The sequence below is a fragment of the Haloferax prahovense genome (assembly GCF_000723845.1).
Taxonomy (GTDB): Archaea; Halobacteriota; Halobacteria; order Halobacteriales; family Haloferacaceae; genus Haloferax; species Haloferax prahovense.
The window spans coordinates 393,774-416,739 of sequence record NZ_LK053000.1; the positions used below are offsets into that span (position 1 = coordinate 393,774).

Genomic DNA, 22,966 nt, shown 5'->3' on the forward strand with positions numbered 1-22,966 from the left:
GTTACTCATCTTTCTAGGTAGATTTATGTTACATTGTCCATCAGGGTGTTCGTATGGATCGAGACTCAGTCGAGCCGACCGTCACGTCGCTCCCGGGACCGAAGGCCTCAGAGTGGGTCGAGTATCACCACTCAACCGCCGCGACGAGCACGTACGTCTACGAGTTCGTGTGGGACATCACCAAGGACGCCGTCGGTCCGTTCTGTACCGACCCCGACGGCAACGTGTTGCTGGACTTCACGAGCCACGTCGCGGCCGCCCCGCTCGGCTACAACAACCCCGAACTGCAGTCCCGCCTCGACGACCTCGACCTCGTCGACCCGATGAAAATCGCGGGCCAGGACTTCTACGTGAGCACCGGTGGGTCGCCCGAGACGGCGTCGCTGCCCGGACCGGCCCACCTCATGGACCGCCTGACCGACCTCACCGACCACTACGATCTCGACACGGTGTTCCTGTCGAACTCCGGGGCCGAGGCGGTCGAAAACGCCATCAAAATCTGTTACGACGCCTGCGAGACTCCGAAGTACGGCATCACCTTCGACGGGGCGTTCCACGGCCGCACGCTCGGTGCGCTGTCGCTCAACCGCTCGAAGTCCGTCCACCGTCGCACGTTCCCCGAAGTGAGCGGCATCCACGACGTACCGTACTCGATGGCGGGTCTCGAGACGCTGCGCGACAAACTCGACGACACCCACGGTCACCTCCCCGCCGACCAGGTCGCGTTTCTCATCCTCGAACCCGTTCAGGGCGAAGGTGGCTATCACGTCCCGAGCGAGGAATTCATGCGCGAGGTGCAGGCCATCTGCGACGAACACGACATCCCCGTCATCGCCGACGAGATTCAGTCCGGCGTGGGTCGGACCGGCGAGCTGTGGGCCTCGGACCACTACGACCTCGAACCGGACGTCATCACCAGTGCGAAGGCGCTTCGCGTCGGCGCGACGGTGGCGAACGAAGAACTGTTCCCGGACACCGAAGCGCGACTGTCATCGACGTGGGGTGCGGGCGACATCCTCGCGTCGATTCAGGGGACGCTGACGCTCGACGTCATTCAGGAACAGGACCTCATGGCGAACGCCACGGAGAAGGGTACGAAGCTCCGTGCAGCTCTCTCGCGGCTCGCCGAGCGGACCCCCTGTCTCACCGACGTGCGTGGTCTCGGGCTGATGACTGCCGTCGAATTCGACACCAAGGACCGTCGCGACGCGGTTCTCAAGGCTGCGCTGTCCGAGGGGCTTCTCACGCTCGGCTGCGGTAAGCGGTCGCTTCGATTCCTGCCGCCGCTCGACGTGACCGACCGGGAACTCGACCTGGCACTCGAGTGCTTCGAAGCCGCCCTCGACAGCGTCGTCAGCACGCCGCGAGCGTGATGCAAGTGGGTGGCGGACGCTCGCGGTCGACGTGTCCGTCGTCCCCCACCAGTTCGACTTTGCCGACGGTTTCGTCAAACGGCCGACCGACCCGGGACTGGGTATCGACGTGGACGAGGCGTACGTCCGCGAGCGCTCCCAAGACGAGGTCAACTGGTACAATCCCGTCTGGCATCACGACGACGGTCGACTCGCCGAGTGGTGAGCGGGTGTCGACTGACTATTTGTGGACCTAGCTATCGATATTCGCATCGAAACCCACTGAAACACGGCTGCAGGGACAGAAACCGTCTAGAAACACTTTTGAAAATAAGGTTAGCTAGGAAACATGAGTGGTATGTTGCAACAATCCGAACCTCGCGTGGCCCGGACCGTGGTTGGCTTCCGAACGCCTGTTGGTGAGACCTGCACCCGGAGCGATGAGTGAACCGTCGTCGTTCGTCGAGCAGACGAAAGTCCATCTGCACAAAGCGCTCGAAACAGACGATCCCGTCGAGAAGGACTTCCACCTTCGGAATGCGCTGCAACTCTGTGCGTGTGACGGCGTGACCGACCAGTCGGACTAGCACCGTCGATTGACGCCGTTCTCAACTCCCTGCGATACCAGTCGTCGAGCGATGCGCCACCCGAGACAGCGACGCTTCCCGTTCGGTCTCGAACAGTGCCATCACACCAGACGAATCGACTCGATAGCGGTCACTCGCGTGAACTGGGACGCCACCCAGTCCAGTTCGTGTTCGCGGTCGATCAGTATGCAGCCGATAATATTATCGTGTGCATAGAAACTCCAGGGGAGCGTCATCCAGACGCACTCACCCGGGTCGACAGTTCGAATTAAACTATGTATGGTCTGTGTGATGATTTAGATATAATACGTCACACGACACATCTTTGATCGAGAATCGTCGATTTCTCACCTCCAAATACTGGAGGATATTTCTACTAGTTGCGGTATAGTCTGTCACTCTTCCGTATTTACTGAGAAATTTATTCTGCTACTGAAGTTTTGGATACTCACCTGGCCTCAGCTGAGTCAATTTAGTCACTCAACAAGAATAGATTTCAATCTGGGTAGTCGACACCACAGTCTGTGTTCGGCCAGCGGACTCACCGCACGCCGAGTCGACGCGCGGCCGTCGCCGACAGATACACGCCGTTGGTGCCGACCGAGACGGGTTCGTCTGTGACTTGCGAGACGAGCGCTGCGAGGTCGCGCCGAAACGTCTCGTTGCGCTGTTCGAGCAGCGGGGTCGTCGCCTTCCCGTCGAGTTCGGTCCCCCGACTGTCGACATAGAGTTCGACGAAATCGACTTGGATCGACAGCGGGGCGTCGTCGAGATACGTGGGGAGCCGAAGTGCCTCCAGTTGGACCTTCGGGCCGACCGGCGCGCCGGCCGCGGCGAGCACCCGGCCCAACACCGCCCCGTCGCGTCGCGGGACGAGTTCGGTCGCGCGTCGGTCGTCGTCAGTGTGAATCGTACGACTCCCCGCGCCGAGCGTTGCGAGCGCGTCAGCGACCACGTCGCGGGTCGCGTCGTCGACGACGAACGACGGCCGGTAGTTCTCGAGGGCGATGCTCCCCGTCGCGAACACCGCGGCGACGAGTCGGTTGAGCGCGCGGGCGGCCGGCTGGCGGAGTGACTCGGGGAACCAACCGCGTTCGATGGCCGTGTTCAGCCCGCGGACCACGTCCGGGACGCTTCCGTCCATCCACTCGCGGACGCGACTCCGTGGGAGATTGAGGGTGGTACTGACTGCGGTCGACCCCCTGTCGGGGGTGGCCGCGACGTAGTCCATCGTCTCGCGATACTGCAGAACGTACGCCCACGCGTCGTCGACCGGCGTTACGTACGTCCGCGCGACTGCTGGCTCCGTCGCAAGCGGCATGAGAGCCTGAACGTGTTGCTCAGAGATAACTATCGCGATTCGAGACATTCAGGACGAGTGTGACAACCGCGACTCGTGAAACCGGTTCTGATGGGCTGTTTCGATGGGTCTCCTCTCGAATTGTCTGTGTTTGTGATTGTTCCGTGCTATGAGATAGTCACTCAATCTATCTTTATTAGCATGCCCAACATATGTTTGGTTGTAAGCCCACAACAGGGGTTCGCATCCACACAACAGGTACCTCATCTGTTCGCTGCGTGCGACACGCGCCGATCGATACCGTCGACCGCCGTCTGTTCGGGCACAGGAAATATACAATGCAACTTACACACCTCTTCAAAGACGACTCCGCTGTTTCGCCGGTTATTGGCGTGATTCTGATGGTCGCGATTACCGTCATCCTCGCGGCCGTCATCGGGACGTTCGTTCTCGGCCTCGGCGACCAAGTCGGCGACACTGCCCCGCAGGCGAGTTTCAGCTTTGACTTCGACAACAACGGTGGAGACGCGAGTGAAGCACAGGTCACTATCACCCACGAATCGGGCGACTCGGTTGATGCCGACCGACTTACCGTGACTGTTGATGGTAGTGAGGTAACAGTCGCGACCGACTACGCATACGACGGCTCTGCGTTCGCAGATTCAGTTGGTGCTGGTGATAGCACGGTCGTAGAAAAGCAGCCGGCGACCGACAGCACTTGGGCTGGGGAAAGCATTCGCGTCGTCTGGACGTCCGAATCCGGTTCGAACTCTGCAACCCTGCAGAAGCAGACCGCTCCGCAGTAACGACCCAATTTCATCTGTTTTTGAGAGCTGAGTACGCTGTCCGAAGCTGACTAGCGGCACCTTCAAGCTCTACCGATTCAACCGAACGACGTCATCACACTCAGGACAGTCCGCGAACACGCCAGTCTCGTCGTCTTCCGTCTCGAACTCGATTAACACGTGATACTCGTGGAGTTCCGTCTCGCAGTCCGGACAACGGCCAATCGTCGTTGACTCGTCGATCATAGGGTGGCTGAGAGCGTGTGTCGTACGCGCGTGCTCCTAGCCTTGACTACCAGCAGCACGAGTATATCGATTGGGATTGCACCAACCCGTTTCGTACGAGATCGACGCCGACCGGGGAGCGGTCTTCGTCGACACGCACGCCACTCTCTCAGCGGAGACTGCGGGAACCAATCCCCTGCAAGCGTCCCGAGTCGGTGACTCACCGACCGCTGTGGTGGTCACTCAGATGCGCAGTCGTCGTTCGATGTTGGGTGCCGAGCTGACAACTCGTTCCTCCCCCAATAATGGTGTGTGTTAGCGTGGAACAAAATAGTTGGTATTGTAACCATTCTTTGCTGTCGATTATAGAACAAACATATGTATGTTACAGCTCACGGGCGTCACGCCGCCGGTCGCCGGCGTCGTCGATAGACGCTCACGAGCCAGATCGTCGCGGCACCGGCGAACAACAGATACTGGAACTGCATCTGTGGGCTGTCGAACCCCGCGTTGAGAATCCGGACCCACGGGGCGATGTCGTCGCTCGGGTACTGGAGGGCTGGGACGACGGGCCACAACAGAAAGCCGAGTTCGCGCCACTCCTGGCGGACGACAAGGAGATACGAATCACCGAGGAGGTGCGACCCGATTGCGACCGCGAGCACCCGCGCTTCGGTGCCGTAGCCTCGACGCGAGAGATACCGGACGCCCAGGAACACGACGGGGACGACGATGAGGAGTGAATGCGCGAGCGACCGGCCGTTGGGGAGCACGCCCGCGTAGGCCAGCGGCTTGTCGATAATGTCCGGCAGTTGCGTCCCTATCGCGAGGAGGGCGAGCGTCAGGCCGTGAGGGTAGCGGAACTCCCAGTCACGCACGCGAGCGAGGGCCACGACGGAGAGATAGCCGAATGCGAGGTGGCCAAGGGGATACACACGCCGATACAGGCGCGTCCCGCCCATAAACTCATTCATCGAAATTGTTTTCGCATATATATTATCAATATTATATTCTGTCTACACAGAGTGCTCAGACGATAAACTCTTTACGAGCCTCTCCGAGTCAACACAATAGAAACCGTTCGTGGAGTGCACCGAACACTGCACAGTGATTCGGCGGTGCTCACAAACAGGTGGTCAATCTCTATGGGAACGTCAAGCGCACACAACGACACTCAGCATGCGAAACAGCTGGGTAACGGCAAACACGGTACGTCAGCATCGGATATCCAACTCAGCGGTGATGAGTTGCTCCTGTCCGCAGACAGCGAGATCACGCCCACGCTCTCGGTCGTGATGCCCACCCTCAACGAAGAGGGCGGCATCGCCCAGTGTATCGAGTGGGTCAAAGCCGCCCTCGAGGACATGCAGATTTACGGCGAGGTCGTCGTCGCCGACAGCTCGGACGACCGCACGCCCGAGATTGCGGCAGAGAATGGTGCGGTCGTCATCGAACCCGACGGCAAGGGCTACGGCTACGCCTACCTGTACGCCTTCGAGCGCGTCCGCGGCCAGTACATCGCCATGGGCGACGCCGACTGTACCTACGACTTCAAGGAGCTTCCCAAGCTGTTGAACATGGTCCGGTCCGGTGATGCGGATATGGCCATGGGCTCGCGGCTGGAGGGTGAGATTCTCCCCGGCTCGATGCCGCCGCTGCACGAACACGTCGGCAATCCGTTGTTGACGAAATTCCTGAACGTCTTCTACGGCGCTGGCGTGAGTGACGCGCATAGTGGGATGCGTGTCTTTACTCGAGACGCCTGGGAGACCATGGAGTGTTCGTCGACGGGCATGGAGTTCGCCAGCGAGATGATTATGGAGGCCGGGGCGAAGGATCTCGAGATCGAAGAGAAGCCGATTACGTACCATCCCCGTGAGGGTGAGGCCAATCTGGAGAGCTTCCCCGATGGCTGGCGACACGTTCGGTTTATGTTGGTCAATGCGCCCGGCTACCTGTTTTCGGCACCCGGCTTCGGCCTGTCTGTGGTTGGTGTATTGGCGCTGGTGCTCGCGTGGAGTGGTCTGGAGATCGGTGGTGCGCAGTTCGGCATTCACACCGGGATTGGTGGTGGCCTGCTGACGCTCGCTGGGTTTCAACTGATGCTGTTCGGAGCCTTCTCGACGGTGTCTTCGGATCCGGTTCGTGGGGCCTCTGATCCGTTTACGACCTGGTTTACGAAGCGGATTTCGCTTGAGCGAGGGGCGACGATTGGCTCGCTCGTGTTCCTCGGTGGGCTGGCCTACGGTGGCTACCTGGCCGTTACGTGGGTGACCAGTGGGTTCAGTGCGCTGCCGATCGCGGTTGCCGACGTGGTTGCGACTGTGGCTGTGGTGGTCGGGTTGCAGATGGTGTTCGGGTCGTTCCTGTTGGGTTCAATTAACTCCTAGGGCTTCTATTTACCATAGAGATTATAATCGGCGTTGACTGGCCATCATCATCGATTGTACTCCTTGTCTGAACAGTCACACAACAGATATATGTCCTATAAGCGAACTATTGTTGAACAATATGAGATCGATATCTAAATCCGTAATTATTCTCTTTTTATCTGTCTTCACTACTGTTACGCTCACCACCTTTTCTGTTATTCAAATGCCTTATTTTGTCGTTTATTTACTCTTTGGGGGTCTGTTCGCTGTCGCTACTGTATTTACACTCTCTTCGAAATCTAAGCTAGTACATGTTGGTGCACTTATACTTGTGTCTACGTTATCTGCGCTAATCATCATTGACCCTACTGAAATGGGTCTCTATGGGTACGATCCGTACCTTCGGTCTCTACCTGCGTTCCGAACATTTCTCACGGGTGCCTCGATTCAAACAATAACTCAGACAGAAGGTTCATGGCCTCTGTTTTACAGTTTGAGTTCGATCATATTCGCGATTACTGGACAATCTATCATTAATGTGGCAAAGTATGTGCCATTACTTTCTGCCGCCGCTCCAGCAATGATCTATATTTCACTAAATCGGAAGACGTCTATTCAGATTGCATTCCTTGGAGCAATTACATTTGCAAGTACGAGGTCTTTGATAAGTTTTTACACAAAATTTGTGGAGGAAAGCCTAGCAGTGTTACTATTCACAATTCTATTCGTTTCGCTATATTCTGCAAAACGGGGGCTCAACGGACGGATAGTGACACTCATTTTGTTGATGGCAATTGCGTTAACCCATCATGCGGCATCAGTATTCATCTTTGTTTTTGTACTAATTGATGCATTACCAGAGGCTATACGGCGATTGTCCCATCTAGATAGACTTCAACCAAAAGGTGAATTGAGAGAGATCAGTAGCCTCTCCCAGGCAGTATACGGTCTCTCTATTGTTGCATTTTTCATATATGTTGCCAACCAATTTTCCTCTAAATTTAGCGCCGTTGTTATCTCTTCTTTATCATCTGGCCAGACAACTGCAACAGGAGCAGACCTATCTGGCGTTCCCAATTCCGTTCTTGCCGTTATCTCTAGAGGTGCAATTGTAGTCATCTTCTTATTCATATTGCTTTGTATTATTTCAGTCTTGAGCAGACGCCGCGCCTCTGGCTGGGAATATACTTGGATCGGATACGGCGCAGTCATTTCAATCGTATACGCTGCAACACTTTTAGCAGGAAGGGTACTACCGCTGGATCCAATTCGATTGCTGATTTATTTAGTCCCGATGGTTTCTGTGCCTGCACTAGCTTATGTTTTAGACCAAGGTGAAACAATTACAACAGCAAGGAAGGTTATTGCTATAGTTCTCGTCATCTCATTTATGTCAACTCAGATAGCTGCATTAGGTGCACACCAACTGGTGTCTGACCGATCCAATGTAGTTCTAGCAGAGAGTCATTATAGTGAATCACAGCACCAAGCGAGCCGTTGGCTATCTAATTACAATTCAGATCCCGTTTTCGTATACGAGAAGGATATCTGGGCAGCGTACCAAAATGAACATCAGGATATATTTGATATCCAACAATGCCCCAGTCAGCTAGCCGTTGATCGATCTCCAGAGATAATCAAACCAGACAATTCAATCTATAATAATGGACCAATTGGTCTTGGGTTTTGCTGGTAGACTTATTGGATTGAGGTCACTATCTGTCTGGTTGAACTAGTGGTAATCTTAACATATATGGGCTCGTATAGTCTGGCTATACGTTATGGTTCCGGAAACTATTAAAAAATTAACTCGACCCCTGTATTTTTACACTCTGTCCAAACAATCAGATATACTACACTCTTCCCCAGAGACTTCTGAAGGAAATGGCAGAATTGACAACATACTATTAATCAGTATAGATGCTCTGCGTCCGGATTACACACCAGATTTAGATTTGACATGGGCTAGTGCGGTCGCACCGAGTACTTGGACATTTCCTTCTGTTACGAGCTACTTGACTGGACAGTATCCCCACCAGCATGGTGCTACTGCGCATACCCTACCTAGTGACGACACGTTTGCAATGCCTGAACAGGCAAGCCCTACTGAAACACTCCCTGGTGTATTTGAAAGACGTGGCTATGACACACTTGGATTATTCGCTTTTCCAATGCCTTTTATGGCAAGCAGGGGTTGGTTTCAAAAACATAGAGTATGGGCCGATGAACCTGCTGAGACACTTGTTTCAAAGTATAAATCTTGGAGTCATGGACGAGAGAAAACCTTCGCGTATATTCATCTTGGAGATCTCCACGCACCCATAACACCACCTAAGGAATATATTGAAAAGCAAAATGTTGACACTGATCTGCCCAACCTCGAGATTATACATGAGTATACCAACTCCTACGACGGTTCAGAGAAGTGTCGAAACTATCGGGAACAACGGCTCAAGCTCTATCAAGCAGCATTGAATTATGTTGAAGACACCTTACAAGAGTTGCTGCGAAATCAAGATGAGAATTCACTCATCCTCATCTGTGGAGACCATGGGGAAGCACATTGGGAACACTATGAAAAAGATCGGCTATTCACCGACAGCCGTCCAAACTACGGCGTGGGCCACGGGGGTACTCCTTTCGATATGGTTTCACGTGTCCCAGTTGGTGTTAGCTGTCCAGAGTTACGACCTGAGGGCGGGCGTGCAAGTCTTATTGACCTTCCTCAAACAGTCACAAAATACGTTTTTGGATCATCCCTAAATGAGTTTAGTGGTTGTACGTGGGCGAAGGACATTCCACATAATCGATCAGTAATTTGTGAAGGTGTTAGATACGGTCCTGAACGGAAAGCAGTATACCGACAGAATAGGAAGCTAATCCGATCTGAAGCAGATGATGTCACCCTGACAGCGGAGTTGACTGCTACTGGAGAGGACTTCAACTCGGAATTTGAACACGCTGAATTGCTCAATGAATTACCCGATAACTGGAATCGAGGCGAGTCTGCAACAACAGGGAGAATAGTAGAGGATCAATTAGAGGCACTTGGCTACCGTTGAGGTTGACTAGTAAAAATAAGAACTTCTCATCGGGTGACTTCTAATTTGTTTCAAGTATCTACGTATCCAAGATCAGAGAGGTGATCTTTTATTTCAGAATCTAACTTCTCTCCTTCATCGGCCGAGTGTTCAGAAAAGCTCTCAATCAAGTTGTCAATCAAATCATTCGACTCTGAATCGGACCTGTCAAGTTGTCCAAATTGAGTACTTTGTCGGCTATATGTTTGGATCATTTTCACGACGTTTGGACGGGTAGCAAATCTAGATGGCGCACGGAAAACTTCATTTAGCACATATAGTAATCTTAATAGCAACGGATTATTAACTCTCACGTAGCCACCATCTTTAGTCCACAGACTGTCTGCATCATAAAATGTCCGTCCTCCACGGTTGATTCTTATGTGATTATAACCCCAATCTCGATCACGCGACGAATTCAGAATGTCTGTTCCGGATGTTTCGAGGTCTGTATCTTCGAGATTACCTGTTACTGTTGAGGTTATATCAACGTGTTCAATGACTTCACCAGTATTAGAATTACTAGAGTCCAATGACGGATGGATAAATACTGTTGGTACGTATACGAGTTCTGGAACAGTTGGGGAACTGTGAAGTGCACATCCGTGTTCTCCCAATAACTCACCATGGTCGCTAGTGAACACAACTAGTGTCTTATCGAGAATACCTTCTGATTCAAGATAGTCTAACCGCTCTTCGAATGTAGAAGCACTTTCGGCAACCGCATCATGGTAGTCTTGTTCTATATCTGGCCAGTTGTTCTTTTTGTCTTTAAAATATTGTTGTGTGTCTGAATATGACAATAGGGGCATATGCGGGCTTAAGTCTCGCTCCATATAGACGAATGGGGGCTCCAGGTCAGAGAGTGGTGTCTGCTCATTCTGGCGAAGGACGGAATATACTGCATCTTTATTTGGAGGAACTTCTTGATAGAATCCGGTATCGTACCCATCTAGATCAAAGATAGTATCTACGTCGGAAGATATTCTTTCCCCCCAGCCATTTGCACCATGTTCCTGTGGATAAAGTCCGGTTGCGATCGATGAGAAGGAAGGAACAGTATATAATGACTGGGCAATCGTTTTTCTTACAATTCCCTTTGATTCCACCTCTGTTGGTAATGAATCCCACCGAAGAGCATCTACAACAAATATTACTACGTTTTGGATCTCACTCATACATTGCTACTGTTGATACACCAGCATATAACCTACTGTTGCTTCAAACTCAATTTTTAACGGATTTGACTACAAATCGAATCTCCGAACGTACCCTTGACGAAAATAATATTGAGAGGAAGTATGATAGAACACCAACGCAAATAATTAATACTAATTTCACCAATGAATCAATTGTAATGAGGGTATGGACGTAGCTAATAGATAAAAACATAATCCCACTAGCTATTAGCGACCAAGCAGCAATTTTAATTGGAATATGCACAGAAATATATTGAGAAAGATACTTGTATTGAATTATTGAGTTGATTGAATAAGATACTGCAGTAGCACTAGCTGCACCAGCAAGACCATACAATGGGACGAGAACTATATTGAGACATACATTTATTACTGCTGTAATAACACTTGATTTTGTTACAAGCTCTGGGTGGTTTAATGCAGACAGAGAACGGCTAAAAATTGAATGTGCAGATTGTGCAATTCGAAGAATCATAAGAATAACGAGTGCATTTTTTGCAAATATGAATTGATCGCTGAATGCAATTGTCAAGATCTCCGGACCTATGACAAGAATACCAAATAATGATGGGATAACTATCAAAAATGATGGGATTAGCGATTTCTTCACAATATCTTCGATACGTTGCTCACGTTCAGCTGAAGACAACGAGCTCACGTGAGGGAAGATCGTTGTAGAGATGACTGTTGCAAGTAAAGTAGTGACCGCAGTTATTCTCCAACTGACTTCATACGCAGCAACATGGACCGACGACAAGAAGTAGCCAATCACTAGGATATCCAGCCAGCTAAAAACCTGCCAGCTAACTTTCGATAGTGCGTCGTACTTACCAAAGTCAACTAAGGATTGCATCTGTGCCCACGAGGGACTAGAAAAGCTAGTACTGATTTTCAACAACCCAATTATTGAGATTAACACAAATCCAATCAATAGACCAATGATTGGTGCATTATACTCGATGCCGAGGGTGTATAGTAAGTAGCCAAAGATAACCCAAGAGGTATTTCTGATAAATGACATGAGTGCAGTATCACCAACTCTTAGTTCACCCCGCAAAACGCCGATAAACAATAGTGCTACCTCTTGGAGTACTAATCCCAAGAAAAAGATATGCCAGAATGACCCTCCAAGATACGAATTGATATAGCTTCGAAAGAAAAACACGACAAGACCAGTAGCACACAGTAAAATAACCTTCAAGAGTATTCCAGAGGACAAGACCACACCAGGATCTTGTCCTTCACTAATCCGCTTTTCAACCGCAGATCTAATTCCTAAATCCGCTGGAATGGCTGTTATTGCCAGTCCAGCTTGTATGAGAAAAAATGGGCCTAGGATAGATCCACCAGACAATTTGGAGAAGTAAGATAAACCGATGAACCCAACGAGACTGCTGCCAATCTTTGACACTAATAATTTAATTCCTGACCGTTGAATCCCCATTAAATAATCAACTATCTAGGTCCATAATAATGTTTCTGCCACTAAGCTAACCGAAGGAGCTATGACAGTTGGATAAGACGAACGAATCGTGAGAATACTTCTACTTCGGACATGGCTGACAAACATCGGAAATGGGTTCATCGATAAAGGAGCGAAAGCGCTACTTGAGCAGGCAGCTCCAGATTCCACGATAATCGAAGTTAGTGGATACCCAAACATTAGTGCTGAGCGGAAGGCAAAAGGTGAAATTGGGAATATAAGCAACGTACTCGGTGTACCTCAGATTCGCAACGGGAGTCCTGATATTCAAGATCGAATGGTGAACATCGCTGACTTTGTCGATGCTGATGTGGCTGTTCTTCCTGGCTGTATCCTCTACGAGTTCGCTCTAGATGCGTACCACGACTTACTGAAAAGACTGAACCGAAGGAATATCCCGATTATATTTTTGGGTGCGGGTGGTGGAAATTATGAAGTTGGAACTCAAAGATACGTTCGGAAGGTGATTGACAGCCTCCACTCTCCAGCAATAATAACTCGGGATCAAACAGCCTACGATTGTTATAGTTCAGAGTTTGAGCATTCCTTTTCGGGTATAGATTGCGCATTTTACATCAGCGATTGGTATGAACCACCAACCTCGACGAATAACTTTGTCATCTCAGCGTTTGACCGAGCCGAGGAGACAAATTTCACGACAGAGCTTCCGGTGATTCGCCCCCATCATAATCCGTTTATGAAGCCACACGAGGGAGCAGTTAAAAACCTAATTTGGGGTCAGAAAAATCAAGAGTACTTCGAATCAGAGAATATATTCATGTCAGATACTCTTGAAGATTATCTGTTCCTGTACGCGAATACTGACGTGACATACTCTGACCGGATTCACTCTTGTGTTCCAACACTTGCGTACGGGAATAAAGCAATGTTCGATTTCAAAACCCCGAGGGCAAAACTATTTGACCAAATTTTAGAAGAAGATATTACAGAAGGACCAGTAAGGCTCCCCGAACAGGTACTTCAAGACAAAAAAGAAAAGCAGATAAACCAAGTGAAAGATATTCTTAGAGAAGTAGTAGGATAGCTCGCCGGGTCAAGGAAAATAATATGCACATCTGTTATATATCCAACCTCTACCCACCAGAGACAATCGGTGGTGCAGAGAAATACGTACGAAACGTCTCTGAAGAACTTGTTAGGCGAGGCCACAAGGTTTCAGTACTGACAACGGCAGCTAGTGACTCAGGATCTGTAAGCTCATTCAATAGTGAGAGACGGAACGGGGTAGATGTCTACCGAATCACACCAGCGAACATGTATACTCCGATTGAGCACAGAGATGCTAGTCCATGGCAAAAGCCAGTTCAACACATCATCGATTTGTGGAACCCGCAGATATATGCGAAATTCAAAAGCAAATTACTAAGTCTGGAACCAGATGTAATTCACACAAATAATTTTGGGGGATTGTCTGCTGCAGTATTTACAGCAGCTGGGGCAATAGATGCTCCAATAATTCACACGTTACACGACTACAGATTAATTGATATCCGTCCAGACCTATTCAACAATGGAGAAATTATTGGAGTGCGAAAAATAATGAACCCATTCCGACTTTTCAATAAAAAAATCATTGAGCCACATATTACTCAAGTACTCTCCCCCTCCCAATTTGTAATTAATAAGCATAAAGAGTCAGGACTGTTTGAGTCAACGCCCTGCGATCGGCTTAAATTGGGTGTGTCTCCGAGTAATTCTGGAGAAGAAATAAATTATGTAGAAACAGATGATTTTAGGATTCTGTTTGCTGGTCAAATCACGAAGCAGAAGGGTGTTGATATATTAATTAGTGCGTTTGAACAGTTAGATCAAAAAGATGTGCGTCTAGATATACTAGGTAAAGGGCCTGAAAAAGAGAAACTAGAACGACGTTCGGAGGGGGATGAAAGAATACAGTTCCATGGATTTGTTTCAGAGGAGGAGTTGGATAGGTATTACCAACTAGCAGATACTACTGTACTTCCTTCTCGTTGGTACGATAATTCTCCAATGGTCATATACGAAAGCTATAGTCACTCTACACCCGTAATTGGTGCAAACATTGGAGGGATACCAGAGCTTATTGAAGAAGGAATTACAGGTGAACTATTTGACCCGGAAAATGTTAAAGACTTATCGAACAAACTGTCTCTGGCACATGAATCGTTTGATAAGAGAATGAGTGAAAATGCACACGATTGGGCCCAGAAGAACACGCTAACAAATCACGTAGACCAGTTGGAAAATCATTACCTCTCTGAAATGGAATCAAAGTGAAAATGTCTCCAAAACACAATAATAAACAGAGTATTGTATACGTATTCGATAGCCTCCGGCGAGATTATGTTGGGTGCTACGATTCAGATGTGAATACACCGAATATTGACCAGGTTGCTGAAGATGGAGTGAAGTTCGATCAGGTTCAGTCCCAAGGGATTTGGACGGTCCCATCTAGTGGTAGTATATTCACGGGACTCTACCCTGAAGCTCACCAGAGCAATCAGTTCAGTCAACCAATTGATAGCGGATTACCAAGGATTACAGACGGGCCAAACGCAGCTGGTGCCAAAACGATCTGCTTTTCTACCACAAATGTTGTGTCAAAGGAACGTGGTTTCTCGAACGGGTTTGATGAATTTCACCAGTTGGGTAAAGATGGAGCAGGACTCGAGCCAGATATTGGTGAACGGCTCAATGAAAAGCTACTACCACGAATCCGTGAACTATCTGATACTGACTTTTTTATTCTCGTCTGGACGCTGGGGACTCATCATCCATATGTGACACCAGATACCAGTTTTACTCATGAGTTTATTGATGGTGATCAAGAAACGATGCGACGAGGTGAACTAAGTGATTTCTCTGTTGTGGATGAGATGTATCGAGAGAACATAGAGTATTGTGACTCGTTATTTGGCGAGTTGCTTTCGACGCTCAAGTCTGAGAATATCTATAATCAAACGGATATATTTGTGACTTCGGATCATGGAGAGGTGTTTACTGAACATGCTAGGTTAGAGCATTCAAATTCTGCAATTCAGAAAGCTTTGAAATACTTGATCCCAAAAGAAACACGGATATATTATAGTCTATTTGATAGGTCTGCGTTTGTTGGTCACCAAGCAATTTATCCATATCAGGAACTAATTTCTGTCCCACTCGTCGCCAAGTTTGCAGAGAGTGAGACGAGTAAACAAGGGATTGATCAGTCACCTAGAGAACTAATTGACATCGCAGCAACTATCTCTCAGATATATCAAGGCTCAAGCGATGATCTACAGGGACACGATCTCCGTGATGAAAGTAGTAGACAGTATTTATTTTCATCAAGTCAGATTACTGGTGGACAATGTATTTACCGCTCTGTAACTGACGGCGATCGAAAGTTACTCTCGATGGATCTGGACAGTATTGACTTTGATGATTGGACAGATCCAAGGACAATTCAGTCGATATTCTCGTATGCAGTTGCGAAGACAGAGATATTAACCAGTCTTGATGCTCAGGAAAAATCAATTGAAGAGACTAAAAATTTAGAAAGACTTCAATCTGTATTAAATGAACACGTTGAACGTTGTCGTGAAATAAATGATGACTTTTCAAATGAAGATTCTGAAGTGGATTTAGCAGATGAAACCATGAAACAGCTAGAAGATTTGGGATACAAGTGATTCTATAGCGTGTGGAAGACATCCATTAATCTACTTGCAGAGTTTTCCCATGTATATTTTGATGCTTGAATAAAACCACGCTCAACTAGCTGGGAAGACAATTTCGGGTTCTCAAGTACAGTTTGGGTAGTCTCTGCAATATCTCGAGGGTCTTTTGGGTCCACGTACATCGGGGCATCATCCAGAACTTCTGGGAGAGACGCTGTACGTGACGCAATGACTGGTGTACCGCAAGCCATCGCTTCAATTGGAGGGAGGCCAAATCCTTCATACTTTGAGGGATACAAGAAAACAGCCGCATTTTTGTATGCAAATTTGAGTTCTTCAATAGAGACATACCCGGGTGTGACTATATTATCACTATCTTTGACTTCAAAGTTCTTGAAGATGGATTTATTTTCTGGTCCAATCATCACCAGCTTATATTCCTCCATACTATCTTTTAGGATATTAAATGAATCCAGAATTCCCTGAATATTCTTCCGTGGATTCATTGAACCAACATAAAGTATATACTCATCTGGTAGATCAAGTGGTTTTCCAGGTCCATCATTCAAGTAGTAGTCCGAAATCCCATTGTGGACTACGCTTATGTTGCCTTCATCAATAGACAACTCACTAGTTATCTCTTTCTTAGAGAACTCAGACACCGTTGTCACTACTTCTGCAGAATTCACGCTGGATGGGATTGTAAGCCGTCTATAAATATAATGAATGTTACTTGACATCCGTTTTATTGCATTCACGTCGTGAATACAAACGACAGTAGGAACGCTAATTGATGTGAGTGGTGCATTTCCATTTGGACAATAGAGTACATCAACTTCTTGACTAGAAGCCAGCTTTGGTAAGGATGTGCGTTCCCAAAGAATGCCGAACGCTTGTGAGCTACTAATATAATTGTCACTAACTACAGTCAGTTCGGGAAAGTCATCACGAATAGACTTGTGGCCAAACAAGACCACTTCAGTATCATTTCGAGCTGATAACTCCTTAGCTTGCATCATAGCCGCCTGAACCGCTCCACCTGGCTCATCAACTGAGAACGTCCTGGCGTTAATCCCTATCTTCATTCCTACTTGTACCCCAACGCTTCCAGTCGCCGTTCGATCTCCTCATCGACGTCTTCGTCGTCACCTTCTGACTCACCGTTCTCGACGGCGACCCGGGCCTTGACGTGCTCACGGAGTTCTGACTGCAGTTCCAAGTTACTCGAGTCTGTAAATTCGATTTCCCCAGATTCGCGGTCTCGCTCACAGAAACACACGTCCTCAGCAGTCCGAACAGCGTACCGCCGGAGGTGACTGTCCTCGTTCTCGCCACGTGCTTGGGAGAACACGCGCCGGTCTGTATCCGTAACTGGATCAACAAGCGAGAACTCCGACTCGCCACCGAACGCAGATTCGATCGTCGACACGATATCCAGTGTACTCGCAGGCGTCTCCACCACACCGGACTCACCGTTTGGATGGCGAACGATTAGCGGCACGTGCGTAATCTCGTCGTGAAGATATCGCGGGTGTTCGTAGTAGTCGTGTTCGCCGAAGGCGTCGCCGTGGTCGGCAGTAAAGACCACTAACGAGTTCTCCAACAGCCCACGCTCACGAAGAGCATCGAGGAACTCACCGATGCGCTTGTCGTTGTAGCGAATCTCGGCGTCGTACAGGTCGATCAACAACTGGCGCTCGTCGTCGGTAATCGAATCGGGATCCTTGATAGCCCGCTGATACAGCGACTGAGCGTTTCGTCCGGAAATCGTCTCGTCGGTGTAGAGCGTCGCGTACTCTCCCGGTGGCTCGTACGGGCCGTGGGTGTCCATGTAGTGGTTCCAGAGGAAGAACGGCTCATCATCATCTAGTGAATCAAGCCACTCCAACGAGCGCTCATTAATCTCCTCGGCGCGGGCGTAGTGGCGATTCCGAAGTTTGTCAAGCGCCCGCTGTGCCAGCGCGATAACCTTGTGCTTCCCAAAGTGGAGGTCGTCGTCGAATGTGTCGAACCCTTGGTCGAAACCGTACGCTCGGGAGACGAACGGATTCGAGTGGAAGCCGGCTGTCGCAAAGCCTTCGTCAGAGAGCGTCTTTGCGACGGTATCGGTCGCGAGTCGGTACTTCGCGTCGATGGCGGTGTCCGGGTATTCGCCAGTCAACAGCGCTGGAACTGCCTCACGCGTATGTGAACTCGCGCTGTAGGCGTTCGTGAAGTGAAGCGAGTCGGACGCAAGGTCATCCAACACCGGGGAAGTCTCTCGATGGTAGCCGTGACACGAGAGATGGTCGGCCCGAAGGGCGTCGGCTGACAGGAGGATGATATTGTCCCAGTCAGTAGTCATCTGGAAGATATCTACTCATGACAGGATTTTATTCTTCCGGAGGATACGCCCAATATTTGTTGCTGTTGGAATCAAATCGGGATGAGTGACTGAAAGTAGGGGTCTTAACTTAGATAACCATCTCATTATACGTGAATGGTTGGAAGCAAAATTTTTAGTTGGATGGTTATAATAATGGTTTCAGGAGAATTCACGCCGAAATTCCACGGGTGATAATTACTGATGGAAGACAAATTATCCATTCCGAAGATTGAAAATAAGTCTGGAGTAGAAAAGCGATCGGATGAGACCGTATCCGAGTATTTACGAAGGATTGGGGAACAATTTGAGATGTCCCCAGATAATCTTGAAGAAGTAATTGATTATCACACTCGACTGCGATTTTCGCCATATCCAGATACAGTTAGTATTAGTAGCGACGAAGTTGATAGATTTTTAGACAAGATCAATCAAGTAAATAACAACTCGCCTGAGGAAAACGAGGACTTGGAATCTGCTGTAACCCGTAATGCTACGGCAAACAAATCAGAGTTCCGGGAATCACCAGTAAGTGATATCACATCAGAATCTAAGCATCTGAAAGCGTCAGAACTGAATAGCGGTAGGAATTCAGAAGCCAGTCGTCCTATTGACGATGGATTTAGGCAGGATCATAAAGTCAGATACACGCAAACTAGTACCTCTGAGACATATGAGCGGATTCTCTCATCAGGGAGACGAATTTATAGAAAAATATGGCCCGACCAATATGCTATCAGTTTCAAATTAGAGACTGAAGATTATTGGATAATTACTGGGATCGTACTAATTGGTGCATACGTGTTCCTGCAATCTCTTGGCCACCAACCTCTTAGACAGTGGGACGAAGCGATCTACGCTAATGCTGCTCGACATATGGTCCAAAATGGTGACTGGATAATTCCTCATCTCTATACATTTCCGAATCAAGGTGACGGGTATCAACCATTTCTTGAGAAACCTCCGCTTGTGTTCTGGCTTCAAGGAATATCTATGTCAGTCTTTGGAGTCACTCGATTTTCAGCTAGACTACCATCTGCCCTGTTAGCGATTTTCACAGGGATTGTTGTCTATCGGTTCGGAACCTATCTATTTAACCGGAGGTCAGGATTAATCGCAGCCCTTGTACTATTTACGACGCCCATGATCTATGCTCAGAGTCATGGTGGACGTACTGGAAGTACTGACGTTCCTCTAATGTTTTTCGGCACTTTATTTGTTTATGTGTCTTATGTGGCTTTAACAAAAAATAGAGATGATCTCTTGCCATACGTGGGACTTCTGGCCGGTCTGGCGCTTCTAACAAAAGGGTTTAATGCCGGTGTTTTTGTCATAGCTCTTTTCCCCCTAGCTATCTGGCATTATAGGGCATTCTTATCCCGAAAAGCCATTACAATGATCGGTGTGACGGCTAGTATTTCACTACCTTGGTCGTTATATGCTTGGTACGAATTTCGTGATGAGTTTATTTTCCAGATTTTCCTACAGCAAGTCTTAGGGCGTGCGACAGGAGAACGCTTTACTGAACAGTCGCAAGCTCTTTTCCCCTTTATGCGATATCGATATTTCCAAAATTTCCCAGCTCAGTTTGACCCATGGGTTTACCTCCTTCTTCCCGCTGTAGCCGTACTACTTGTATATGGTTGGCGCAATCAAGAGTTTAAGAAACCAATGTTTCTCCTCTGGTGGGCAACAAGTACGTTTGGTATATTTGTGTTTACAGGCAATCACGGGTGGTACATAATGCCAATGTTCGTACCATGTGCGTTAATTATCGGAAAAATGATTGACTCCGCAGCTAATCGAGACTCTGTTGCGTATGCAGGTCTTGGTTCTGGCGCAATTTTGACAGCCTGGATCAACGGAGTAACAATAGGCTTTGTAGCTATACTCTTTGGGCTCATTTTAATTCGGCTGCTAGACTACACTCAGGACTATGCTCAGAGGGTGAGACCTACGGACTACCATATCGGAAAACATGCGATACCGATTTTACTCGTAGGGTTAGTAACTGTCTCTCTAGTGGGGACTGTTCCTCTTGGTGTAGGGAGTCCAAATCATAGTGGACAGGAACAGTTAGGTCAAACTGCATCTGAAGAGATTCCCAATGATGAGGTAATTGCCCTTACTTGGGAAACCCGCGCTTCGATGCCATTCTCGTTTTATGCTCAAAGACCGCTAATTGTGTATGACCAAAGACAACGGCTTGTCACGGAACCACGTAATATCAACCAAGACACAAATATTCAATTTGCTCTTCTAGAGAATAGTACAGACACCAAAATTAATAGAGAATATACGATTCTTGATAGTGACGGGGAGCATATACTTGTGGAATTCACATAAATGATGATTCCCACCTCGGATGGAAGGCACAGGTATGTGTACTGCTTATGTCTGTGGAAATTAGTACAACTATAATTCAGAAATTTCATTCGATCTCAATCACGAAATTTCTTCACAACTATCCCGTGTTTATGCTTGGACCGGATCTGGGGATCGCCATACCCGGTGGTTTTACTGTTTTTCCGCACGCTTAACGTTGTGAACGACACATTTCACGACGAGTTCACGGAATTTTCGGTACCACATTCGCGTTCGCACGGCGTCGCCGTGCGTGCGCTTAATCGACGAGAAGACGGTCTCACATCCTCTTCTTGGAGTTTCTCGCGTGAATCATCCAGCCCGTAGCCTTTGTCAGCGGCGAGGCTGTGCAGGTCGCCTGCCGCAACGTAGGCGACCTACCAGCCGAGTTGTGTGTCGTGGTTTTTCTCGGTCGTACAGTAACGTCGAGAGCCGCTTGAATTTCTGTGTCGACGGGAACCGTCGCTTTGAGTGTCTGAACGCGGTAATTCGTACGGCGGCAGTAGTGCTTGCTGGCGTTTTCGCGGTCGAAAAAGGTGGCATCAATGGTGGCGTGACCCGAGAGGTCGTGCAGTTGCGCCGATAGGCGCAGCAGCACTCGCCAGACCTTCATCTGAGACCGATCAAATCCCTTAACCAGCGTCGATGACGTCCTCTTTGAGGACAATCTCCCCACAAATATGCGGTATTTCGTTCAGGAGGCCCAACGCGTTGAGGTACGACTCATTGAGGTATATCCGCAGATAGTGCAGCGACAGGAGAGTGTAGTCGGCGAAGCCGTCACCCCCTCGTGGGTTGCGACTTCGCCTCGACCACAAAACATTTTTAGCCATCGTGACCGCTTTGCTCGTGAAGCGAGAGATTTTCGACATGGATCATGGGCAACCTTCCGATTCAACTCTTTTGAACTAACGAGCGATTCTGCCGTGGTTTAGTGATTCACTAGAGCCGCTTGAATCAGGCATCACCAATTATTTCGGTGACATTCCATGTGAACAAACTCTCCGCAACGTAATTAATTGTCATTCCAACGCCGATTCCAACAATATTTGCGATGGTTGGCCACAGCTCAATTCCGCCAACGAGGAATGAAAAGTCAACAACAGTAGTCAGTAGGTAGAGTACTGAAAATGCTACTGAGAGTCCAACTACACGAACCAAGTGCGACTTCGTCCACCGACGCGCGAATGCGACCATGCCGCCATCTCCTTCATCAGCAAATGTCCATCGGTCGTTGACAACGAACATTGTTGAGATTGATGTCTCTGCACCAACCGCCTTTGCCATTAGTGGACTGATACCAAATATGCCAGTCAACAATGCAACAATAGTCGTCTCAATTGTCGCACCAACTACACCAACTGAAATAAATTGACCAATTCGAGCACGATGGATAAGCGCCTTTAGCTTGGGTTCAGTCGCCATCGCTATTCCCGAGTTTCATCAGCTTTGAGCGCTCAGTTTTCTTTACGTCACGAAACCGCGGGCTAGTAGCAATTGCATCAGTCCGACGCTTAACATCAATTAGTGCTGTCGCTAGCTCAATTGACGTTGAGACTGGACTAACCGTTGAGTCGGGATGGTCTTCCCATTCAACTGGAATCTCAGCAATCTCATATCCAAGTGAACCAGCTACTGAAACAAACTCAAGGTCCCATGCGAACCCCGGCTCGTAACAATGATGCCCAACTGCTTCCCATGCCTCAGCTGTGAGTGCTTTTGCGCCACACTGGTAGTCACGGCACTGTGTGGGAAGCATCTTTCGCGCGGCGAACGCAAATGCATCACCGAGCAGTCGACGAACGACTGTCTGGTGAGCAACGATGTTAGAAGATGGGTGCCGCCGGGATGCAATACTAACGTCTGTTGTCCCCTGTTTGATCTGATATACTATGTCGTCAAGTGACGGTGCAGGTACTGATCCGTCTGCGTCAGCAAAGGCTAAAATGTCTGTATCAAGTGCATCGAATCCTTCCATAATCGCACTTCCCTTACCACGACGACTAGTTGAGGCATTGACTTCTACGATTTCGTCAAGACGTTCTACATGTGACTTCCGCGGTGAATCAATCTCAACACGGATTACATCTGGTGAGAGAACTTGACGGATGTTCTCGATGTATCTTTCTAGGGTCAAGAGATCAGGGTCGTACGCAGGAATGACAACCCCTACTGACGATTCAGATGACATAGTTAAG

At 48.8% G+C, this 22,966-nt stretch carries 20 protein-coding genes and 1 pseudogene; 11 read left to right on the forward strand and 10 right to left on the reverse strand.

Going from position 1 to position 22,966, the window contains the following annotated elements; genetic code table 11:
• The first annotated feature begins 53 nt into the window (after positions 1-53).
• The 3 genes from BN984_RS01875 to BN984_RS19605 all read left to right on the forward strand — a co-directional run bounded on the left by BN984_RS01875 (position 54) and on the right by BN984_RS19605 (position 1,939).
• Positions 54-1,373, forward strand: a complete 1,320-nt coding sequence (locus tag BN984_RS01875) for a class-III pyridoxal-phosphate-dependent aminotransferase (RefSeq protein ID WP_049967514.1) — start codon at positions 54-56, stop codon at positions 1,371-1,373.
• Positions 1,374-1,404: 31 nt separating this feature from the next.
• On the forward strand, positions 1,405-1,578 hold the full coding sequence (locus BN984_RS01880; protein ID WP_049967515.1) for a hypothetical protein: 174 nt from the start codon (positions 1,405-1,407) through the stop codon (positions 1,576-1,578).
• A gap of 214 nt (positions 1,579-1,792) precedes the next feature.
• Positions 1,793-1,939: a hypothetical protein gene (locus BN984_RS19605; RefSeq protein WP_004975916.1), complete on the forward strand. Its 147-nt coding sequence runs from the start codon at positions 1,793-1,795 to the stop codon at positions 1,937-1,939.
• A 541-nt stretch (positions 1,940-2,480) separates the two neighbouring features.
• Here BN984_RS19605 and BN984_RS01885 read toward each other — a convergent pair.
• Complete coding sequence (locus BN984_RS01885) at positions 2,481-3,260, reverse strand: hypothetical protein (protein WP_049967516.1); 780 nt, start codon at positions 3,258-3,260, stop codon at positions 2,481-2,483.
• Between the two features lie 317 nt (positions 3,261-3,577).
• Here BN984_RS01885 and BN984_RS01890 point away from each other — a divergent pair, with 317 nt between their 5' ends.
• Positions 3,578-4,045, forward strand: coding sequence for a type IV pilin (locus BN984_RS01890; RefSeq protein ID WP_049967517.1), 468 nt, complete (start codon positions 3,578-3,580; stop codon positions 4,043-4,045).
• Between the two features lie 69 nt (positions 4,046-4,114).
• Here BN984_RS01890 and BN984_RS20190 read toward each other — a convergent pair whose 3' ends face one another.
• Both BN984_RS20190 and BN984_RS01895 read right to left on the reverse strand, forming a co-directional pair.
• Entirely contained in the window at positions 4,115-4,270 is a 156-nt protein-coding gene (locus tag BN984_RS20190) for a DUF7837 family putative zinc-binding protein (protein WP_008096085.1), read from the reverse strand.
• Between the two features lie 380 nt (positions 4,271-4,650).
• The gene (locus BN984_RS01895) at positions 4,651-5,184 is read right to left on the reverse strand and encodes a metal-dependent hydrolase (RefSeq protein ID WP_042662315.1); all 534 of its coding nucleotides are present in this window, start codon (positions 5,182-5,184) and stop codon (positions 4,651-4,653) included.
• 210 nt (positions 5,185-5,394) lie between these two features.
• Between BN984_RS01895 and BN984_RS01900 the strand changes: the two genes are divergently transcribed.
• The 3 genes from BN984_RS01900 to BN984_RS18880 all read left to right on the forward strand — a co-directional run bounded on the left by BN984_RS01900 (position 5,395) and on the right by BN984_RS18880 (position 9,683).
• Entirely contained in the window at positions 5,395-6,639 is a 1,245-nt protein-coding gene (locus BN984_RS01900) for a glycosyltransferase family 2 protein (protein WP_049967518.1), read from the forward strand.
• A 520-nt stretch (positions 6,640-7,159) separates the two neighbouring features.
• A complete protein-coding gene (locus BN984_RS19305; protein WP_156037873.1) occupies positions 7,160-8,317 on the forward strand; it encodes a hypothetical protein in 1,158 nt (385 codons plus the stop codon).
• 85 nt (positions 8,318-8,402) lie between these two features.
• Positions 8,403-9,683: a sulfatase-like hydrolase/transferase gene (locus BN984_RS18880; protein ID WP_081909152.1), complete on the forward strand. Its 1,281-nt coding sequence runs from the start codon at positions 8,403-8,405 to the stop codon at positions 9,681-9,683.
• A gap of 50 nt (positions 9,684-9,733) precedes the next feature.
• On the opposite strand, the gene BN984_RS18885 is transcribed toward BN984_RS18880, so the two are convergent.
• Positions 9,734-10,879, reverse strand: coding sequence for a sulfatase-like hydrolase/transferase (locus tag BN984_RS18885; RefSeq protein ID WP_081909153.1), 1,146 nt, complete (start codon positions 10,877-10,879; stop codon positions 9,734-9,736).
• 49 nt (positions 10,880-10,928) lie between these two features.
• On the reverse strand, positions 10,929-12,344 hold the full coding sequence (locus BN984_RS18890) for a flippase (protein WP_081909154.1): 1,416 nt from the start codon (positions 12,342-12,344) through the stop codon (positions 10,929-10,931).
• 88 nt (positions 12,345-12,432) lie between these two features.
• Between BN984_RS18890 and BN984_RS18895 the strand changes: the two genes are divergently transcribed.
• The 3 genes from BN984_RS18895 to BN984_RS18905 are packed head-to-tail and all read left to right on the forward strand — an operon-like array spanning position 12,433 to position 16,054.
• Entirely contained in the window at positions 12,433-13,428 is a 996-nt protein-coding gene (locus BN984_RS18895; RefSeq protein WP_181950677.1) for a polysaccharide pyruvyl transferase family protein, read from the forward strand.
• Positions 13,429-13,451: 23 nt separating this feature from the next.
• Positions 13,452-14,660, forward strand: coding sequence for a glycosyltransferase family 4 protein (locus BN984_RS18900; protein WP_081909156.1), 1,209 nt, complete (start codon positions 13,452-13,454; stop codon positions 14,658-14,660).
• 2 nt (positions 14,661-14,662) lie between these two features.
• On the forward strand, positions 14,663-16,054 hold the full coding sequence (locus BN984_RS18905; protein WP_081909157.1) for a sulfatase-like hydrolase/transferase: 1,392 nt from the start codon (positions 14,663-14,665) through the stop codon (positions 16,052-16,054).
• A 2-nt stretch (positions 16,055-16,056) separates the two neighbouring features.
• On the opposite strand, the gene BN984_RS18910 is transcribed toward BN984_RS18905, so the two are convergent.
• Both BN984_RS18910 and BN984_RS01915 read right to left on the reverse strand, forming a co-directional pair.
• Positions 16,057-17,127 carry a glycosyltransferase gene (locus tag BN984_RS18910; protein WP_081909158.1) on the reverse strand — a complete coding sequence of 357 codons (1,071 nt, stop codon included), beginning with the start codon at positions 17,125-17,127 and terminating at the stop codon, positions 16,057-16,059.
• Positions 17,128-17,129: 2 nt separating this feature from the next.
• Positions 17,130-18,386 carry a sulfatase gene (locus tag BN984_RS01915; protein ID WP_049967521.1) on the reverse strand — a complete coding sequence of 419 codons (1,257 nt, stop codon included), beginning with the start codon at positions 18,384-18,386 and terminating at the stop codon, positions 17,130-17,132.
• 222 nt (positions 18,387-18,608) lie between these two features.
• On the opposite strand from BN984_RS01915, the gene BN984_RS18915 reads away from it, so the two are divergent.
• On the forward strand, positions 18,609-20,750 hold the full coding sequence (locus tag BN984_RS18915; RefSeq protein WP_081909159.1) for a glycosyltransferase family 39 protein: 2,142 nt from the start codon (positions 18,609-18,611) through the stop codon (positions 20,748-20,750).
• Positions 20,751-20,921: 171 nt separating this feature from the next.
• Here the strand turns inward: BN984_RS18915 and BN984_RS01920 are convergent.
• The 3 genes and pseudogenes from BN984_RS01920 to BN984_RS18925 all read right to left on the reverse strand — a co-directional run bounded on the left by BN984_RS01920 (position 20,922) and on the right by BN984_RS18925 (position 22,959).
• Positions 20,922-21,640, reverse strand: a pseudogene (locus tag BN984_RS01920) (transposase).
• 85 nt (positions 21,641-21,725) lie between these two features.
• On the reverse strand, positions 21,726-22,193 hold the full coding sequence (locus BN984_RS18920; RefSeq protein WP_081909160.1) for a GtrA family protein: 468 nt from the start codon (positions 22,191-22,193) through the stop codon (positions 21,726-21,728).
• Entirely contained in the window at positions 22,183-22,959 is a 777-nt protein-coding gene (locus tag BN984_RS18925; RefSeq protein WP_081909161.1) for a glycosyltransferase, read from the reverse strand. Before BN984_RS18925 ends, BN984_RS18920 begins: the two co-directional genes overlap by 11 nt.
• Positions 22,960-22,966 lie beyond the last annotated feature (7 nt).

Coding starts and splice junctions, on each gene's coding strand:
- BN984_RS01875 (WP_049967514.1), top strand. CDS start 54: ATGGATCGAGACTCAGTCGAGCCGACCGTCACGTCGCTCCCGGGACCG.
- BN984_RS19605 (WP_004975916.1), top strand. CDS start 1,793: ATGAGTGAACCGTCGTCGTTCGTCGAGCAGACGAAAGTCCATCTGCAC.
- BN984_RS01885 (WP_049967516.1), bottom strand. CDS start 3,260: ATGCCGCTTGCGACGGAGCCAGCAGTCGCGCGGACGTACGTAACGCCG.
- BN984_RS01890 (WP_049967517.1), top strand. CDS start 3,578: ATGCAACTTACACACCTCTTCAAAGACGACTCCGCTGTTTCGCCGGTT.
- BN984_RS20190 (WP_008096085.1), bottom strand. CDS start 4,270: ATGATCGACGAGTCAACGACGATTGGCCGTTGTCCGGACTGCGAGACG.
- BN984_RS01900 (WP_049967518.1), top strand. CDS start 5,395: ATGGGAACGTCAAGCGCACACAACGACACTCAGCATGCGAAACAGCTG.
- BN984_RS18880 (WP_081909152.1), top strand. CDS start 8,403: ATGGTTCCGGAAACTATTAAAAAATTAACTCGACCCCTGTATTTTTAC.
- BN984_RS18885 (WP_081909153.1), bottom strand. CDS start 10,879: ATGAGTGAGATCCAAAACGTAGTAATATTTGTTGTAGATGCTCTTCGG.
- BN984_RS18890 (WP_081909154.1), bottom strand. CDS start 12,344: ATGGGGATTCAACGGTCAGGAATTAAATTATTAGTGTCAAAGATTGGC.
- BN984_RS18900 (WP_081909156.1), top strand. CDS start 13,452: ATGCACATCTGTTATATATCCAACCTCTACCCACCAGAGACAATCGGT.
- BN984_RS18905 (WP_081909157.1), top strand. CDS start 14,663: ATGTCTCCAAAACACAATAATAAACAGAGTATTGTATACGTATTCGAT.
- BN984_RS18910 (WP_081909158.1), bottom strand. CDS start 17,127: ATGAAGATAGGGATTAACGCCAGGACGTTCTCAGTTGATGAGCCAGGT.
- BN984_RS01915 (WP_049967521.1), bottom strand. CDS start 18,386: ATGACTACTGACTGGGACAATATCATCCTCCTGTCAGCCGACGCCCTT.
- BN984_RS18915 (WP_081909159.1), top strand. CDS start 18,609: ATGGAAGACAAATTATCCATTCCGAAGATTGAAAATAAGTCTGGAGTA.
- BN984_RS18920 (WP_081909160.1), bottom strand. CDS start 22,193: ATGGCGACTGAACCCAAGCTAAAGGCGCTTATCCATCGTGCTCGAATT.
- BN984_RS18925 (WP_081909161.1), bottom strand. CDS start 22,959: ATGTCATCTGAATCGTCAGTAGGGGTTGTCATTCCTGCGTACGACCCT.